General features: G+C 48.8%; 16 protein-coding genes. 10 read left to right on the top strand and 6 right to left on the bottom strand.

Annotated features, from left to right (window positions below):
• Positions 1-13 precede the first annotated feature (13 nt).
• The gene (yhaB, locus tag C4F37_RS12260) at positions 14-553 is read right to left on the bottom strand and encodes a protein YhaB (RefSeq protein WP_000675733.1); all 540 of its coding nucleotides are present in this window, start codon (positions 551-553) and stop codon (positions 14-16) included.
• A 255-nt stretch (positions 554-808) separates the two neighbouring features.
• Positions 809-1,027 carry a transcriptional activator TdcR gene (tdcR, locus tag C4F37_RS27815; RefSeq protein WP_001301311.1) on the bottom strand — a complete coding sequence of 73 codons (219 nt, stop codon included), beginning with the start codon at positions 1,025-1,027 and terminating at the stop codon, positions 809-811.
• A 314-nt stretch (positions 1,028-1,341) separates the two neighbouring features.
• Between tdcR and tdcA the strand changes: the two genes are divergently transcribed.
• From tdcA to cyuA, 9 genes are all read left to right on the top strand, one after another.
• Positions 1,342-2,280 carry a transcriptional regulator TdcA gene (gene tdcA / locus C4F37_RS12250; protein WP_000104211.1) on the top strand — a complete coding sequence of 313 codons (939 nt, stop codon included), beginning with the start codon at positions 1,342-1,344 and terminating at the stop codon, positions 2,278-2,280.
• Between the two features lie 98 nt (positions 2,281-2,378).
• The gene (gene tdcB, locus C4F37_RS12240) at positions 2,379-3,368 is read left to right on the top strand and encodes a bifunctional threonine ammonia-lyase/L-serine ammonia-lyase TdcB (RefSeq protein ID WP_000548347.1); all 990 of its coding nucleotides are present in this window, start codon (positions 2,379-2,381) and stop codon (positions 3,366-3,368) included.
• A 21-nt stretch (positions 3,369-3,389) separates the two neighbouring features.
• Positions 3,390-4,721: a threonine/serine transporter TdcC gene (tdcC, locus tag C4F37_RS12235; RefSeq protein ID WP_000107723.1), complete on the top strand. Its 1,332-nt coding sequence runs from the start codon at positions 3,390-3,392 to the stop codon at positions 4,719-4,721.
• Between the two features lie 25 nt (positions 4,722-4,746).
• A complete protein-coding gene (gene tdcD / locus C4F37_RS12230; protein WP_001295545.1) occupies positions 4,747-5,955 on the top strand; it encodes a propionate kinase in 1,209 nt (402 codons plus the stop codon).
• Between the two features lie 33 nt (positions 5,956-5,988).
• On the top strand, positions 5,989-8,283 hold the full coding sequence (gene tdcE / locus C4F37_RS12225) for a 2-ketobutyrate formate-lyase/pyruvate formate-lyase (protein ID WP_000861734.1): 2,295 nt from the start codon (positions 5,989-5,991) through the stop codon (positions 8,281-8,283).
• 13 nt (positions 8,284-8,296) lie between these two features.
• Positions 8,297-8,686, top strand: coding sequence for an enamine/imine deaminase (locus C4F37_RS12220; RefSeq protein WP_000719990.1), 390 nt, complete (start codon positions 8,297-8,299; stop codon positions 8,684-8,686).
• A gap of 71 nt (positions 8,687-8,757) precedes the next feature.
• Positions 8,758-10,122, top strand: a complete 1,365-nt coding sequence (gene tdcG, locus C4F37_RS12215; RefSeq protein ID WP_000622126.1) for an L-serine ammonia-lyase — start codon at positions 8,758-8,760, stop codon at positions 10,120-10,122.
• 274 nt (positions 10,123-10,396) lie between these two features.
• On the top strand, positions 10,397-11,728 hold the full coding sequence (locus C4F37_RS12205) for an amino acid permease (protein WP_000401598.1): 1,332 nt from the start codon (positions 10,397-10,399) through the stop codon (positions 11,726-11,728).
• A 27-nt stretch (positions 11,729-11,755) separates the two neighbouring features.
• Positions 11,756-13,066 carry a cysteine desulfidase gene (cyuA, locus tag C4F37_RS12200; protein WP_000460499.1) on the top strand — a complete coding sequence of 437 codons (1,311 nt, stop codon included), beginning with the start codon at positions 11,756-11,758 and terminating at the stop codon, positions 13,064-13,066.
• 133 nt (positions 13,067-13,199) lie between these two features.
• Here cyuA and yhaL read toward each other — a convergent pair whose 3' ends face one another.
• Together yhaL and C4F37_RS12190 are read right to left on the bottom strand one after the other, a co-directional pair.
• Positions 13,200-13,364, bottom strand: a complete 165-nt coding sequence (gene yhaL, locus C4F37_RS12195; RefSeq protein WP_001345966.1) for a protein YhaL — start codon at positions 13,362-13,364, stop codon at positions 13,200-13,202.
• A 22-nt stretch (positions 13,365-13,386) separates the two neighbouring features.
• Positions 13,387-14,088 (bottom strand): pirin family protein, encoded by a 702-nt coding sequence (locus C4F37_RS12190; protein WP_000633576.1) that lies wholly within the window; start codon positions 14,086-14,088, stop codon positions 13,387-13,389.
• A gap of 104 nt (positions 14,089-14,192) precedes the next feature.
• Between C4F37_RS12190 and yhaJ the strand changes: the two genes are divergently transcribed.
• Positions 14,193-15,089 (top strand): DNA-binding transcriptional regulator YhaJ, encoded by an 897-nt coding sequence (gene yhaJ / locus C4F37_RS12185; RefSeq protein ID WP_001041009.1) that lies wholly within the window; start codon positions 14,193-14,195, stop codon positions 15,087-15,089.
• A 50-nt stretch (positions 15,090-15,139) separates the two neighbouring features.
• Here yhaJ and C4F37_RS12175 read toward each other — a convergent pair whose 3' ends face one another.
• Together C4F37_RS12175 and C4F37_RS12170 are read right to left on the bottom strand one after the other, a co-directional pair.
• Entirely contained in the window at positions 15,140-15,496 is a 357-nt protein-coding gene (locus tag C4F37_RS12175) for a DUF805 domain-containing protein (protein WP_001198807.1), read from the bottom strand.
• Between the two features lie 241 nt (positions 15,497-15,737).
• Positions 15,738-16,103: a DUF805 domain-containing protein gene (locus C4F37_RS12170; protein WP_000384145.1), complete on the bottom strand. Its 366-nt coding sequence runs from the start codon at positions 16,101-16,103 to the stop codon at positions 15,738-15,740.
• Between the last annotated feature and the right edge of the window lie 82 nt (positions 16,104-16,185).

Here is a 16,185-nt window from a genome sequence, read left to right as displayed (position 1 = left end):
CCTTTATAAATAATCAATAAAAATCATTATTAAAATGATCGGGTGAAAAAAAGAGAATTTGCCAACAATCTGAAGTAATGCTGGTTTTATTAAAGTGCACAAGGGGGGTTAAGATGGCTTCTTTTCGGGTGAATTTTGCACAATACTTAGAAATCGTCTCCTTAATACATTCCAGCTCTTTTTTATTGACGGCTGAGCAAGTACATTGTTCACCAAAAGGTGCAAAAGTGCCTACATCTAATGTTTGTATGATATAATCATCATGTTCTCCTGTAGAAATATCTATAATGAATGGACTCATATTTTCCGGTTGGATTCGGATCATGACAGAAGGAACATCGCCATGATAGAAATTCAATGCAGTTATTGCAGATAATACTCTCCGCAGTTCATTACTTATACTGTAAATTTTATTAACGTCATTGGTGGAGACAATTTCTGCAAACTTTCTTTTTACCGTCCAATAATCAATATTTCTATTGTGATTGTTAACCACTGCGTGCATTGGCGGGATTGAAGGGTGAAAAATATGCGCAATTGGGAAGCCTTTCATTGATGCCTGCCTTGTCATCATGACAAACAATAATAGATGCTTATTTTCCTCGCAGGGTTCTTTCGCACTATCAAAAAACGCTCATTTACCCGGCGTTACAGTAAACGAAGCAACATTCTGTGGCCTACGCCGATCAAAAGCTCTGTGAAAATTTCCCTTGTTGTCTTTGTCTGACCTTATCGCGGCGATCAGCAATTATTCGTTTTGTGATCCTCAACACAAAATGCTATTCGTCGCCTATGAGGGGAGAAGAATTTATGGAAAACGATTGCATTCACAAAATGACGTCCTGTCAGAAGAGAAAAAGTTGACGTTAATCAATTGTTCGAGATGATCAATACATGTATTCGAAATTTTAAAATATTGATAAAATAAATGTTTGTTCTCCAACAAATAGCGTGAAAAAATGTGACATGCCGCATTATTTATCACTGAAAATGGTTTATTTATAATAAAATTTGAGAACTTGCTCATTAAATTTAACTCAAATTTTGCCTGGTAATTATCCGGTAATTGCTTGAAATATGGTCTCAGCCCCTTTTTTGTATTAACCACATAACGAATGATGTTATCGCCATAAAATATGGTTATCCCCGTCATTTTTTTTGACAAAAATCAGGGGTTATGCTGATTTTTATACTTTAACTTGTTGATATTTAAAGGTATTTAATTGTAATAACGATACTCTGGAAAGTATTGAAAGTTAATTTGTGAGTGGTCGCACATATCCTGTTCATTTCATTTTGATACACTTCATGCCGTCAATGAGGTAATTAACGTAGGTCGTTATGAGCACTATTCTTCTTCCGAAAACGCAGCACCTGGTAGTCTTTCAGGAAGTCATTAGAAGTGGTTCTATCGGCTCGGCTGCAAAAGAATTAGGGTTAACTCAACCGGCCGTCAGTAAAATCATTAACGATATTGAAGATTATTTTGGTGTGGAATTAGTGGTGCGGAAAAATACCGGTGTAACATTAACACCTGCCGGTCAATTGTTACTCTCCCGTTCCGAATCCATTACCCGTGAAATGAAAAATATGGTTAATGAGATAAGCGGTATGTCTTCTGAGGCGGTGGTGGAAGTCTCATTTGGTTTTCCTTCATTGATTGGTTTTACTTTTATGTCAGGGATGATCAACAAGTTCAAAGAGGTGTTCCCGAAAGCGCAGGTTTCTATGTATGAAGCGCAACTGTCTTCGTTCTTACCGGCAATCCGCGACGGTCGACTGGATTTTGCGATTGGTACGTTAAGTGCAGAAATGAAGCTTCAGGATTTACATGTTGAGCCGCTGTTCGAGTCCGAGTTTGTACTGGTAGCCAGTAAGTCCCGAACATGCACCGGCACCACCACGCTGGAGTCGTTGAAGAACGAACAGTGGGTGTTGCCACAAACTAATATGGGGTACTACAGCGAACTGCTTACTACGTTACAAAGAAATGGCATCAGTATTGAAAACATCGTTAAAACCGACTCAGTCGTGACAATTTATAATCTTGTTCTCAATGCTGATTTCTTAACTGTAATTCCTTGTGATATGACGTCACCTTTTGGTTCTAATCAATTTATTACTATTCCGGTTGAAGAAACATTACCTGTGGCACAATATGCCGCGGTATGGTCGAAAAATTATCGTATTAAAAAAGCAGCATCGGTTTTGGTGGAATTAGCCAAAGAGTATTCATCTTATAATGGGTGTAGACGAAGGCAATTAATAGAAGTTGGTTAGTTATTTGTTTTTATTTAAACATAAATAATCCACCTGTCTGTCTTGCAGGTGTCGGTTACGGTTACCTACATATTTAATTCAGGCGAAGAGGTTTTATAATGCATATTACATACGATCTGCCGGTTGCTATTGATGACATTATTGAAGCGAAACAACGACTGGCTGGGCGAATTTATAAAACAGGCATGCCTCGCTCCAACTATTTTAGTGAACGTTGCAAAGGTGAAATATTCCTGAAGTTTGAAAATATGCAGCGTACGGGTTCATTTAAAATTCGTGGCGCATTTAATAAATTAAGTTCACTGACCGATGCGGAAAAACGCAAAGGCGTGGTGGCCTGTTCTGCGGGCAACCATGCGCAAGGGGTTTCCCTCTCCTGCGCGATGCTGGGTATCGACGGTAAAGTGGTGATGCCAAAAGGTGCGCCAAAATCCAAAGTAGCGGCAACGTGCGACTACTCCGCAGAAGTCGTTCTGCATGGTGATAACTTCAACGACACTATCGCTAAAGTGAGCGAAATTGTCGAAATGGAAGGCCGTATTTTTATCCCACCTTACGATGATCCGAAAGTGATTGCTGGCCAGGGAACGATTGGTCTGGAAATTATGGAAGATCTCTATGATGTCGATAACGTGATTGTGCCAATTGGTGGTGGCGGTTTAATTGCTGGTATTGCGGTGGCAATTAAATCTATTAACCCGACCATTCGTGTTATTGGCGTACAGTCTGAAAACGTTCACGGCATGGCGGCTTCTTTCCACTCCGGAGAAATAACCACGCACCGAACTACCGGCACCCTGGCGGATGGTTGTGATGTCTCCCGCCCGGGTAATTTAACTTACGAAATCGTTCGTGAATTAGTCGATGACATCGTGCTGGTCAGCGAAGACGAAATCAGAAACAGTATGATTGCCTTAATTCAGCGCAATAAAGTCGTCACCGAAGGCGCAGGCGCTCTGGCATGTGCTGCATTATTAAGCGGTAAATTAGACCAATATATTCAAAACAGAAAAACCGTCAGTATTATTTCCGGCGGCAATATCGATCTTTCTCGCGTCTCTCAAATCACCGGTTTCGTTGACGCTTAATTAATTCGTTGAGGATAGGATATGAGTACTTCAGATAGCATTGTATCCAGCCAGACAAAACAATCGTCCTGGCGTAAATCAGATACCACATGGACGTTAGGCTTGTTTGGTACGGCAATCGGCGCCGGGGTGCTGTTCTTCCCTATCCGCGCAGGTTTTGGCGGACTGATCCCGATTCTTCTGATGTTGGTATTGGCATACCCCATCGCGTTTTATTGCCACCGGGCGCTGGCGCGTCTGTGTCTTTCTGGCTCTAACCCTTCCGGCAACATTACGGAAACGGTGGAAGAGCATTTTGGTAAAACTGGCGGCGTGGTTATCACGTTCCTGTACTTCTTCGCGATTTGCCCACTGCTGTGGATTTATGGCGTTACTATTACCAATACCTTTATGACGTTCTGGGAAAACCAGCTCGGCTTTGCACCGCTGAATCGCGGCTTTGTGGCGCTGTTCCTGTTGCTGCTGATGGCTTTCGTCATCTGGTTTGGTAAGGATCTGATGGTTAAAGTGATGAGCTACCTGGTATGGCCGTTTATCGCCAGCCTGGTGCTGATTTCTTTGTCGCTGATCCCTTACTGGAACTCTGCAGTTATCGACCAGGTTGACCTCGGTTCGCTGTCGTTAACCGGTCATGACGGTATCCTGATCACTGTCTGGCTGGGGATTTCCATCATGGTTTTCTCCTTTAACTTCTCGCCAATCGTCTCTTCCTTCGTGGTTTCTAAGCGTGAAGAGTATGAGAAAGACTTCGGTCGCGACTTCACCGAACGTAAATGTTCCCAAATCATTTCTCGTGCCAGCATGCTGATGGTTGCAGTGGTGATGTTCTTTGCCTTTAGCTGCCTGTTTACTCTGTCTCCGGCCAACATGGCGGAAGCCAAAGCGCAGAATATTCCAGTGCTTTCTTATCTGGCTAACCACTTTGCGTCCATGACCGGTACCAAAACAACGTTCGCGATTACACTGGAATATGCGGCTTCCATCATCGCACTCGTGGCTATCTTCAAATCTTTCTTCGGTCACTATCTGGGAACGCTGGAAGGTCTGAATGGCCTGGTCCTGAAGTTTGGTTATAAAGGCGACAAAACTAAAGTGTCGCTGGGTAAACTGAACACTATCAGCATGATCTTCATCATGGGCTCCACCTGGGTTGTTGCCTACGCCAACCCGAACATCCTTGACCTGATTGAAGCCATGGGCGCACCGATTATCGCATCCCTGCTGTGCCTGTTGCCGATGTATGCCATCCGTAAAGCGCCGTCTCTGGCGAAATACCGTGGTCGTCTGGATAACGTGTTTGTTACCGTGATTGGTCTGCTGACCATCCTGAACATCGTATACAAACTGTTTTAATCCGTAACTCAGGATGAGAAAAGAGATGAATGAATTTCCGGTTGTTTTGGTTATTAACTGTGGTTCGTCTTCGATTAAGTTTTCCGTGCTCGATGCCAGCGACTGTGAAGTATTAATGTCAGGTATTGCCGACGGTATTAACTCGGAAAATGCATTCTTATCCGTAAATGGGGGAGAGCCAGCACCGCTGGCTCACCACAGCTACGAAGGTGCATTGAAGGCAATTGCATTTGAACTGGAAAAACGGAATTTAAATGACAGTGTGGCCTTAATTGGCCACCGCATCGCTCACGGCGGCAGTATTTTTACCGAGTCCGCCATTATTACCGATGAAGTCATTGATAATATCCGTCGCGTTTCTCCACTGGCACCCCTGCATAATTACGCCAATTTAAGTGGTATTGAATCGGCGCAGCAATTATTTCCGGGCGTAACTCAGGTGGCGGTATTTGATACCAGTTTCCACCAGACGATGGCTCCGGAAGCTTATTTATACGGCCTGCCGTGGAAATATTATGAAGAGTTAGGTGTACGCCGTTATGGTTTCCACGGCACGTCGCACCGCTATGTTTCCCAGCGCGCACATTCGCTGCTGAATCTGGCGGAAGATGACTCCGGCCTGGTTGTGGCGCATCTTGGCAATGGCGCGTCAATCTGCGCGGTTCGCAACGGTCAGAGTGTTGATACCTCAATGGGAATGACGCCGCTGGAAGGCTTGATGATGGGTACCCGCAGTGGCGATGTCGACTTTGGTGCGATGTCCTGGGTCGCCAGCCAAACCAACCAGAGCCTGGGTGACCTGGAACGCGTAGTGAATAAAGAGTCGGGATTATTAGGTATTTCCGGTCTTTCTTCGGATTTACGTGTTCTGGAAAAAGCCTGGCATGAAGGTCACGAACGCGCGCAACTGGCAATTAAAACCTTTGTTCACCGAATTGCCCGTCATATTGCCGGACACGCAGCTTCATTACGTCGCCTGGATGGAATTATATTCACCGGCGGAATAGGAGAGAATTCAAGCTTAATTCGTCGTCTGGTCATGGAACATTTGGCTGTATTAGGCTTAGAGATTGATACAGAAATGAATAATCGCTCTAACTCCTGTGGTGAGCGAATTGTTTCCAGTGAAAATGCGCGTGTCATTTGTGCCGTTATTCCGACTAACGAAGAAAAAATGATTGCTTTGGATGCCATTCATTTAGGCAAAGTTAACGCGCCCGCAGAATTTGCATAATTTAGTTGAAGTATTGTAGAGAGATTATTTTTCATGAAGGTAGATATTGATACCAGCGATAAGCTGTACGCCGACGCATGGCTTGGCTTTAAAGGTACGGACTGGAAAAACGAAATTAATGTCCGCGATTTTATTCAACATAACTATACACCGTATGAAGGCGATGAATCTTTCCTCGCCGAAGCGACGCCTGCCACCACGGAATTGTGGGAAAAAGTAATGGAAGGCATCCGTATCGAAAATGCAACCCACGCGCCGGTTGATTTCGATACCAATATTGCCACCACAATTACCGCTCATGATGCGGGATATATTAACCAGCCGCTGGAAAAAATTGTTGGCCTGCAAACGGATGCGCCGTTGAAACGTGCGCTACACCCGTTCGGTGGCATTAATATGATTAAAAGTTCATTCCACGCCTATGGCCGAGAAATGGACAGTGAATTTGAATATCTGTTTACCGATCTGCGTAAAACCCATAACCAGGGCGTATTTGATGTTTACTCACCGGATATGCTGCGCTGCCGTAAATCTGGCGTGCTGACCGGTTTACCAGATGGCTATGGCCGTGGGCGCATTATCGGTGACTATCGCCGCGTAGCGCTGTATGGCATCAGTTATCTGGTACGTGAACGCGAACTGCAATTTGCCGATCTCCAGTCTCGTCTGGAAAAAGGCGAGGATCTGGAAGCCACCATCCGTCTGCGTGAGGAGCTGGCAGAGCATCGTCATGCGCTGTTGCAGATTCAGGAAATGGCGGCGAAATATGGCTTTGATATCTCTCGCCCGGCGCAGAATGCGCAGGAAGCGGTGCAGTGGCTCTACTTCGCTTATCTGGCGGCAGTGAAATCGCAAAATGGCGGCGCGATGTCGCTGGGCCGCACGGCATCGTTCCTCGATATCTACATTGAGCGCGACTTTAAAGCTGGCGTACTCAATGAGCAGCAGGCACAGGAACTGATCGATCACTTCATCATGAAGATCCGTATGGTACGCTTCCTGCGTACACCGGAATTTGATTCGCTGTTCTCCGGCGACCCAATCTGGGCGACGGAAGTGATCGGCGGGATGGGGCTGGACGGTCGTACGCTGGTGACCAAAAACTCCTTCCGCTATTTGCACACCCTGCACACTATGGGGCCGGCACCGGAACCTAACCTGACCATTCTTTGGTCGGAAGAATTACCGATTGCCTTCAAAAAATATGCCGCGCAGGTGTCGATCGTCACCTCTTCCTTGCAGTATGAAAATGACGATCTGATGCGTACTGACTTCAACAGCGACGATTACGCGATTGCCTGCTGCGTCAGCCCAATGGTGATTGGTAAGCAAATGCAGTTCTTTGGTGCACGCGCTAACCTGGCGAAAACGCTGCTCTACGCAATTAACGGCGGGGTGGACGAGAAGCTGAAGATTCAGGTCGGGCCGAAAACAGCACCGCTGATGGACGACGTGCTGGATTACGACAAAGTGATGGACAGCCTCGATCACTTCATGGACTGGCTGGCGGTGCAGTACATCAGCGCGCTGAATATCATTCACTACATGCACGACAAGTACAGCTACGAAGCTTCGCTGATGGCGCTGCACGATCGTGATGTCTATCGCACTATGGCATGCGGCATCGCGGGCCTGTCGGTGGCGACGGACTCCCTGTCTGCCATCAAATATGCCCGCGTGAAACCAATCCGTGACGAAAACGGCCTGGCGGTGGACTTTGAAATCGACGGTGAATATCCGCAGTACGGCAACAACGACGAGCGCGTAGACAGCATTGCCTGCGACCTGGTTGAACGCTTTATGAAGAAAATTAAAGCGCTGCCAACCTATCGCAACGCCGTCCCTACCCAGTCGATTCTGACTATCACTTCTAACGTGGTGTACGGCCAGAAAACCGGTAATACGCCGGACGGTCGTCGCGCCGGAACACCGTTCGCGCCGGGCGCTAACCCGATGCATGGTCGTGACCGCAAAGGTGCCGTGGCCTCATTGACGTCGGTGGCGAAACTGCCGTTCACCTACGCCAAAGATGGGATCTCGTACACCTTCTCAATCGTTCCTGCGGCGCTGGGCAAAGAAGATCCAGTACGTAAAACCAACCTTGTCGGCCTGCTGGATGGGTATTTCCACCACGAAGCGGATGTCGAAGGCGGTCAACACCTCAACGTCAACGTAATGAATCGGGAAATGCTGCTGGATGCCATCGAGCACCCGGAAAAATATCCTAACCTGACAATCCGTGTCTCTGGCTACGCCGTGCGCTTCAACGCACTGACCCGTGAACAGCAACAGGATGTTATTTCACGTACCTTTACCCAGGCGCTCTGACGCCGGAGGATGTATGAAAAAGATTATCGAAACGCAACGTGCCCCAGGCGCAATCGGCCCTTATGTTCAGGGCGTTGATTTAGGCAGCATGGTCTTCACCTCCGGGCAAATACCGGTTTGCCCACAGACCGGTGAGATCCCGGCTGATGTGCAAGATCAGGCGCGTTTAAGCCTCGAAAACGTCAAAGCGATCGTGGTTGCTGCCGGGCTGAGCGTGGGCGATATCATCAAGATGACCGTGTTTATCACCGATCTGAATGATTTTGCCACCATCAACGAAGTCTATAAGCAGTTCTTCGATGAGCATCAGGCGACCTATCCGACCCGGAGCTGTGTGCAGGTCGCGCGTTTGCCGAAAGATGTGAAGCTGGAAATTGAAGCCATCGCAGTACGTAGTGCGTAAAGCCTCGTGAGCGGGACGGTCGTAAGGTCGTTCCGCTCCACTTCACTGAACGGCAATCCGAGGGTGTGGATATGATTAGTGCATTCGATATTTTCAAAATTGGGATTGGTCCCTCCAGTTCGCATACCGTGGGGCCAATGAATGCCGGAAAAAGTTTTATTGATCGGCTGGAAAGTAGCGGCTTATTAACCGCGACGAGCCATATTGTGGTCGATCTGTACGGGTCGTTGTCACTGACGGGCAAAGGCCATGCCACGGATGTCGCCATCATCATGGGACTGGCAGGAAACAGTCCGCAGGATGTTGTCATTGATGAGATCCCTGCATTTATAGAGTTAGTAACGCGCAGCGGGCGGCTGCCAGTGGCATCTGGTGCGCATATTGTTGATTTTCCTGTAGCAAAGAACATTATCTTCCATCCCGAAATGTTGCCTCGCCATGAGAACGGAATGCGGATCACTGCCTGGAAGGGACAGGAAGAGCTATTAAGTAAAACCTATTACTCTGTCGGCGGCGGGTTTATTGTCGAAGAAGAACACTTCGGCCTGTCGCACGATGTCGAAACGTCCGTACCTTACGATTTCCACTCAGCAGGTGAACTGCTGAAAATGTGTGATTACAACGGCCTGTCTATATCTGGTCTGATGATGCACAACGAGCTAGCGCTGCGCAGCAAAGCGGAAATTGACGCCGGTTTTGCCCGTATCTGGCAAGTGATGCATGACGGTATTGAACGTGGGATGAACACTGAAGGCGTGCTGCCTGGTCCGCTCAATGTGCCGCGCCGTGCCGTAGCGCTGCGTCGTCAGCTGGTTTCCAGCGATAACATCTCTAACGATCCGATGAATGTCATCGACTGGATCAACATGTACGCGCTGGCGGTTAGTGAAGAAAACGCAGCTGGCGGGCGCGTGGTAACGGCACCGACTAACGGTGCGTGCGGCATTATTCCGGCAGTACTGGCTTATTACGATAAGTTCCGTCGTCCGGTAAACGAGCGGTCAATTGCCCGCTATTTTCTGGCCGCGGGGGCTATTGGCGCGCTGTATAAAATGAACGCCTCCATCTCTGGCGCGGAAGTCGGCTGTCAGGGGGAGATTGGCGTGGCCTGTTCAATGGCGGCGGCAGGGTTAACTGAACTACTGGGCGGCAGTCCGGCGCAGGTATGCAATGCGGCGGAAATCGCGATGGAGCATAACCTTGGGCTGACCTGCGATCCGGTTGCCGGACAGGTACAAATCCCGTGCATTGAACGTAATGCCATTAATGCCGTGAAAGCAGTAAACGCCGCGCGGATGGCGATGCGCCGCACCTCGGCACCGCGTGTTTCACTCGATAAAGTGATCGAGACGATGTATGAAACCGGCAAAGATATGAACGATAAATACCGCGAAACATCACGCGGAGGACTGGCCATTAAAGTGGTCTGCGGCTGACATTGCTGTCAGCTTTCATCCTTGGGTGCACAAATGTGCACCTTTTTTTTGTGATCTGCCGCAAATAGAGAATGAATATTCTCCTGCGATTAATTTAGTAGAAAATTCTTATCCATCTCCGTTATTTCAAAGTCTTGATTGTGAAGATTTTCTCTGACCTCGCGCGTATCATTTCTTTATTCTAATAACTCGCCTGCAAAAACGTAGACCGCATATCGCCTTGATGCGGCTCGGAAAAAAATAATAAGCCCTACAAAATATTGAGCGAGAAATTATGGAAATTGCATCGAATAAAGGCGTCATTGCAGACGCTTCGACCCCGGCGGGTCGTGCTGGAATGAGTGAGAGCGAGTGGCGAGAAGCGATCAAATTCGACAGTACTGACACCGGCTGGGTGATTATGAGTATCGGGATGGCGATTGGCGCGGGGATTGTTTTTCTCCCGGTGCAGGTCGGTTTGATGGGATTGTGGGTATTTTTGCTCTCATCGGTGATTGGTTACCCGGCAATGTATCTGTTTCAGCGATTGTTTATTAATACGCTGGCAGAATCACCAGAATGTAAAGATTACCCGAGCGTCATTAGCGGTTATTTAGGTAAAAACTGGGGCATCCTGTTAGGTGCGCTCTATTTCGTAATGCTGGTGATTTGGATGTTCGTCTATTCCACCGCCATCACCAACGATAGTGCTTCCTACCTGCATACCTTCGGCGTGACGGAAGGGTTGCTGTCAGACAGTCCCTTTTATGGTCTGGTACTGATTTGCATTCTGGTGGCGATCTCCTCACGCGGCGAGAAATTGTTATTCAAAATTTCGACCGGCATGGTGCTGACCAAGCTGCTGGTGGTCGCGGCGCTGGGCGTGTCGATGGTGGGAATGTGGCATCTGTATAACGTCGGTTCGCTACCGCCGCTGGGGCTGCTGGTGAAAAACGCCATTATTACGCTGCCGTTTACCCTGACGTCGATTCTGTTTATCCAGACGTTAAGTCCGATGGTGATCTCTTATCGCTCGCGGGAAAAATCAATTGAAGTGGCGCGGCATAAAGCATTGCGGGCAATGAATATCGCGTTTGGCATTTTGTTTGTCACCGTCTTTTTCTACGCCGTGTCGTTCACGCTGGCGATGGGACATGACGAAGCGGTAAAAGCCTATGAGCAGAATATTTCCGCGCTGGCGATTGCCGCACAGTTTATTAGCGGTGACGGCGCAGCGTGGGTGAAAGTGGTCAGCGTCATTCTCAATATCTTTGCTGTCATGACTGCATTCTTTGGCGTCTATTTAGGCTTTCGCGAAGCAACGCAAGGGATCGTAATGAACATCCTGCGTCGCAAGATGCCTGCCGAGAAGATTAACGAAAATCTCGTTCAGCGCGGCATCATGATTTTCGCCATTTTGCTGGCCTGGAGCGCCATCGTACTGAACGCACCGGTGTTGAGCTTCACCTCTATCTGTAGCCCGATTTTCGGCATGGTAGGGTGCCTGATCCCGGCGTGGCTGGTTTACAAAGTACCAGCATTGCACAAATACAAAGGGATGTCTCTGTACCTGATTATCGTCACTGGTTTGTTGCTGTGTGTTTCTCCGTTCCTGGCATTTTCTTGATTTACCTGAAATTTTAAGGTTTTTAATATGTTTGATTCGACTTTAAATCCGTTATGGCAGCGTTACATCCTCGCCGTTCAGGAGGAAGTAAAACCGGCGCTGGGATGTACTGAACCGATTTCACTGGCGCTGGCGGCGGCGGTTGCTGCGGCAGAACTGGAAGGTCCGGTTGAACGTGTAGAAGCCTGGGTTTCGCCAAATCTGATGAAGAACGGTCTGGGCGTCACCGTTCCCGGCACGGGAATGGTGGGGCTGCCGATTGCGGCGGCGCTGGGGGCGTTAGGTGGAAATGCCAACGCCGGGCTGGAAGTGCTGAAAGACGCAACAGCGCAGGCAATTGCCGATGCCAAAGCACTGCTGGCGGCGGGGAAAGTCTCCGTTAAGATCCAGGAACCTTGCGATGAAATCCTCTTCTCACGCGCCAAAGTCTGGAACGGTGAGAAGTGGGCGTGTGTCACCATCGTCGGCGGGCATACCAACATTGTGCATATCGAGACGCACGATGGTGTGGTGTTTACCCAGCAGGCGTGTGTGGCAGAGGGCGAGCAAGAGTCTCCGCTGACGGTGCTTTCCAGAACGACGCTGGCTGAGATCCTGAAGTTCGTCAATGAAGTCCCGTTTGCGGCGATCCGCTTTATTCTCGATTCCGCGAAGCTAAATTGTGCGTTATCGCAGGAAGGTTTGAGCGGTAAGTGGGGGCTGCATATTGGCGCGACGCTGGAAAAACAGTGCGAGCGCGGTTTGCTGGCGAAAGATCTCTCTTCATCCATTGTGATTCGTACCAGCGCGGCATCCGATGCGCGTATGGGCGGCGCTACGCTTCCGGCTATGAGTAACTCCGGCTCGGGTAACCAGGGGATTACCGCAACAATGCCTGTGGTGGTGGTAGCAGAACACTTCGGAGCGGATGATGAACGGCTGGCGCGTGCGCTGATGCTTTCGCATTTGAGCGCAATTTACATCCATAACCAGTTACCGCGTTTGTCTGCGCTGTGTGCCGCAACGACCGCAGCAATGGGGGCCGCCGCCGGGATGGCATGGCTGGTGGATGGGCGTTATGAAACCATCTCGATGGCGATCAGCAGTATGATCGGCGATGTCAGCGGCATGATTTGCGATGGTGCGTCGAACAGCTGCGCGATGAAGGTTTCGACCAGTGCTTCGGCTGCGTGGAAAGCGGTGTTAATGGCGCTGGATGATACCGCCGTGACCGGCAATGAAGGGATTGTGGCGCATGATGTTGAGCAGTCGATTGCCAACCTGTGTGCGTTAGCAAGCCATTCGATGCAGCAAACGGATCGGCAGATTATCGAGATTATGGCGAGCAAGGCCAGATAAACGCCAGGTTTTGGGGATCGTGCCGGATGCGATGCTGGCGCATCTTGTCCGGCCTACGGGTTGTTTAATTCGTTAATGTTGTTGGATTTTGTAGGCCGGATAAGGCGTTTTCGCCGCATCCGGCAACCTGTCTTTACGCGGTAGCTTCATCCTCGGCTAAACGCGTTTCAGCATCCGCGACGATAGCTTCCAGCTCGCTCAACATCTCTTCATAGCCAAAATTTTTGGCGGTGCGAGCAGGTTCTTTCGCCACCACGGGCTTCACCGGCTGGCGCTTTTTGGCCAATTTTTTACTCATCATCATCTCCCTGTAAAAACAACTAGACAGGCAAATCTATCAGCAAAGCGCGCAGTGGGGAATCGGCAACCAGCGTAATGTTAGCCTCGTCACGAATAAACGCCCCATCACCGCAGGTCAGCGCCGCTTTCTCTTCATGATGCGTAAGCGCATGAAATTTCCCGTGAATCGATTGCAAATACGCGCGTGGCCCATGCAACTGGAAATTCGCACTTTCGCCTTTGTCGAGCACGATATGGTGCAGCCACACTTGCTGGCGTAATTGCAGGCTTCCCATCGCACCCTCTGGCGAGGCGATTAATTGCTGCTTGCCCATATTAAGCGCCAGCTTTTGAATCAGCGGATTCTCTCGCTGCGGGCAGGCGTCCAGCCAAAGCTGCATTCGCGTTAACGGTTTGTCTTTGCTGAGATTGTGTTCGCTATAGCTGACACCCGGCTGGGTAGAGAGCAGCAACGCCTCTCCGGCGCTGGCCTGAACATGATTGCCTTCGCTATCGCGATACTCTGCTTCTCCATCCAGAATCACATTTAAAATATCGACTTTGGGATAGGTTCGCGGCTGAAAGGCGGCACCTGGGGCCAGCACTTCCTGGTTAAGCACACGCAGGGAGGCATAGCCTAACAATTTCGGGTCGAAGTAGTGTCCAAAGGAAAAAGTATACCGGGCCTGCAACCATCCGTAGTCTGCTTGTCCACACTGCCTGGCAGTTCGGGTAGTAATCATAATTCTTGACCTCTCTTTACTTCCTTTTATGGTAAGGGGCTGGACGCTACATTGTTAGCCAGATATTCTGCCCGGTATGTTCAAATTTCCTGAATGAGAACGAAATGGCCAAAGAAAGGGCATTAACGCTGGAAGCACTACGGGTTATGGATGCGATCGATCGCCGGGGCAGTTTTGCGGCGGCGGCGGATGAGCTGGGACGCGTGCCTTCCGCACTTAGCTACACCATGCAAAAACTGGAAGAAGAGCTGGATGTGGTGCTGTTTGACCGCTCGGGCCATCGTACCAAATTCACCAATGTCGGGAGGATGTTGTTGGAGCGAGGGCGCGTTTTGCTGGAAGCCGCAGATAAACTGACTACTGATGCGGAAGCTCTCGCGCGCGGTTGGGAAACGCATCTCACCATTGTGACCGAAGCGCTGGTACCGACACCTGCCTTTTTCCCGTTAATCGACAAACTGGCGGCAAAAGCCAATACCCAACTGGCAATCATCACAGAAGTGCTGGCGGGGGCGTGGGAACGGCTGGAGCAGGGGCGGGCGGATATTGTTATCGCGCCGGATATGCATTTTCGTTCCTCGTCGGAGATCAACTCGCGCAAGCTCTATACGTTAATGAACGTCTACGTTGCCGCGCCTGATCACCCGATTCATCAGGAGCCGGAACCGTTATCTGAAGTGACGCGTGTGAAATATCGTGGAATTGCGGTGGCGGATACCGCTCGTGAGCGCCCGGTGTTGACCGTACAGCTGCTGGACAAACAGCCGCGCTTAACGGTGAGCACGATTGAAGATAAACGTCAGGCATTACTGGCGGGGCTTGGCGTGGCGACGATGCCGTATCCTATGGTCGAAAAAGATATTGCGGAAGGGCGGTTGCGTGTCGTCAGCCCGGAATCGACCAGCGAGATCGATATTATTATGGCCTGGCGTCGTGACAGTATGGGGGAAGCGAAATCCTGGTGTCTGCGGGAAATTCCCAAACTTTTTAACGGAAAATAATATTTATTATTGTTAATAAAAAGGGGCGAAATATCGCCCCAATTCTAAGATTAATTTGAACCAAACTTCGGATCGTTTCCGTAACGATTGCTGCCAGAAGTACCTTCTGTGCAGAAAAAAACCAGAAGCACGAGCCAGCCAATAAACGGAACAAAAAAGAGCAAGGCCCAGGCACCTGAACGGTCGGTATCGTGTAAGCGACGGATAGCAAGCGCAAGGACGGGAAGGAAGGTTGCCAGCAAATAAAGCATAGACAGATATGGAAGCTCCAGACCTAAAATCAATTGAATGACATTGATAATAGCGCCGACGATGGCGTTAATCAGAGTAAACATCCAGTACTCTTTACGACGTGCGCGACCAGAGAAACCAACATAATTTTTTAATACGGACAAATACCACTGCATAAAAACATCCCTTTAATTAAAAGTGACGAAAGTCTATTCCGGGTATTGTGTAAATGCTATTCGTATCTTTCTTTTTCGGATGTTATAAAGGTTTTGATATTTAAGATAAATACATGGTTATTTTTTATAGGTAATTTATATAACGACATTGAAATATTTTAAATAAACATTAGTAAATTATTCATTCATCAACATAATGATAAAAGCCGGATGAGTCAGACATCCGGCGAGCAGATTTGTTTTAAGGTTCCAGTTTTGGATCTGGTCCAAAGCGGTTTTCGCCTGGCGTACCCGCCTGGCAGTTAAAGACGATGATAATAAGCCAGCCGATAAACGGGATTAAGAATAGCAGTGCCCACCACGCCGAGCGGTCGGTGTCGTGCAGGCGGCGGAACTGAACCGCCCACCACGGTAAAAACACCAGAATACCGTAGATTGTCGTCAGGATGCCTTCGCCACCAGCGCGTTGCCAGCCTAACATTTTATCCAGCAGCCCCAGCACGAACGTAAAGATGATGTTGACCAGAATAAACATCCAGTACTCTTTGCGCCGCGCACGACCCCGGAAACCGACATAATTTTTTAGTACTTTCAGATACCAGTCCATTTTTGCCTCAATTTTGCTCAATCACTTGTTTTTAAAGCAGCAAATTAAGAATAGACGTGAATGAAATGGCAGTAAATATTCG

Source organism: Escherichia sp. R1 (genome assembly GCF_003000935.1).
Classification (GTDB): domain Bacteria; phylum Pseudomonadota; class Gammaproteobacteria; order Enterobacterales; family Enterobacteriaceae; genus Escherichia; species Escherichia coli.
Note: the sequence above shows the minus strand (reverse complement) of the source record. Positions and strands in the feature narration are given on the sequence as shown.

Excerpts from the sequence above, each read along its gene's own strand:
- tdcC (WP_000107723.1), top strand. The coding sequence starts at position 3,390 with ATGAGTACTTCAGATAGCATTGTATCCAGCCAGACAAAACAATCGTCC.
- yhaL (WP_001345966.1), bottom strand. The coding sequence starts at position 13,364 with ATGAGTAAAAAATTGGCCAAAAAGCGCCAGCCGGTGAAGCCCGTGGTG.
- C4F37_RS12190 (WP_000633576.1), bottom strand. The coding sequence starts at position 14,088 with ATGATTACTACCCGAACTGCCAGGCAGTGTGGACAAGCAGACTACGGA.
- yhaB (WP_000675733.1), bottom strand. The coding sequence starts at position 553 with ATGAAAGGCTTCCCAATTGCGCATATTTTTCACCCTTCAATCCCGCCA.
- tdcG (WP_000622126.1), top strand. The coding sequence starts at position 8,758 with ATGATTAGTGCATTCGATATTTTCAAAATTGGGATTGGTCCCTCCAGT.
- tdcD (WP_001295545.1), top strand. The coding sequence starts at position 4,747 with ATGAATGAATTTCCGGTTGTTTTGGTTATTAACTGTGGTTCGTCTTCG.
- yhaJ (WP_001041009.1), top strand. The coding sequence starts at position 14,193 with ATGGCCAAAGAAAGGGCATTAACGCTGGAAGCACTACGGGTTATGGAT.
- tdcB (WP_000548347.1), top strand. The coding sequence starts at position 2,379 with ATGCATATTACATACGATCTGCCGGTTGCTATTGATGACATTATTGAA.
- C4F37_RS12220 (WP_000719990.1), top strand. The coding sequence starts at position 8,297 with ATGAAAAAGATTATCGAAACGCAACGTGCCCCAGGCGCAATCGGCCCT.
- cyuA (WP_000460499.1), top strand. The coding sequence starts at position 11,756 with ATGTTTGATTCGACTTTAAATCCGTTATGGCAGCGTTACATCCTCGCC.
- C4F37_RS12175 (WP_001198807.1), bottom strand. The coding sequence starts at position 15,496 with ATGCAGTGGTATTTGTCCGTATTAAAAAATTATGTTGGTTTCTCTGGT.
- tdcE (WP_000861734.1), top strand. The coding sequence starts at position 5,989 with ATGAAGGTAGATATTGATACCAGCGATAAGCTGTACGCCGACGCATGG.
- C4F37_RS12170 (WP_000384145.1), bottom strand. The coding sequence starts at position 16,103 with ATGGACTGGTATCTGAAAGTACTAAAAAATTATGTCGGTTTCCGGGGT.
- tdcA (WP_000104211.1), top strand. The coding sequence starts at position 1,342 with ATGAGCACTATTCTTCTTCCGAAAACGCAGCACCTGGTAGTCTTTCAG.
- C4F37_RS12205 (WP_000401598.1), top strand. The coding sequence starts at position 10,397 with ATGGAAATTGCATCGAATAAAGGCGTCATTGCAGACGCTTCGACCCCG.
- tdcR (WP_001301311.1), bottom strand. The coding sequence starts at position 1,027 with ATGAGCAAGTTCTCAAATTTTATTATAAATAAACCATTTTCAGTGATA.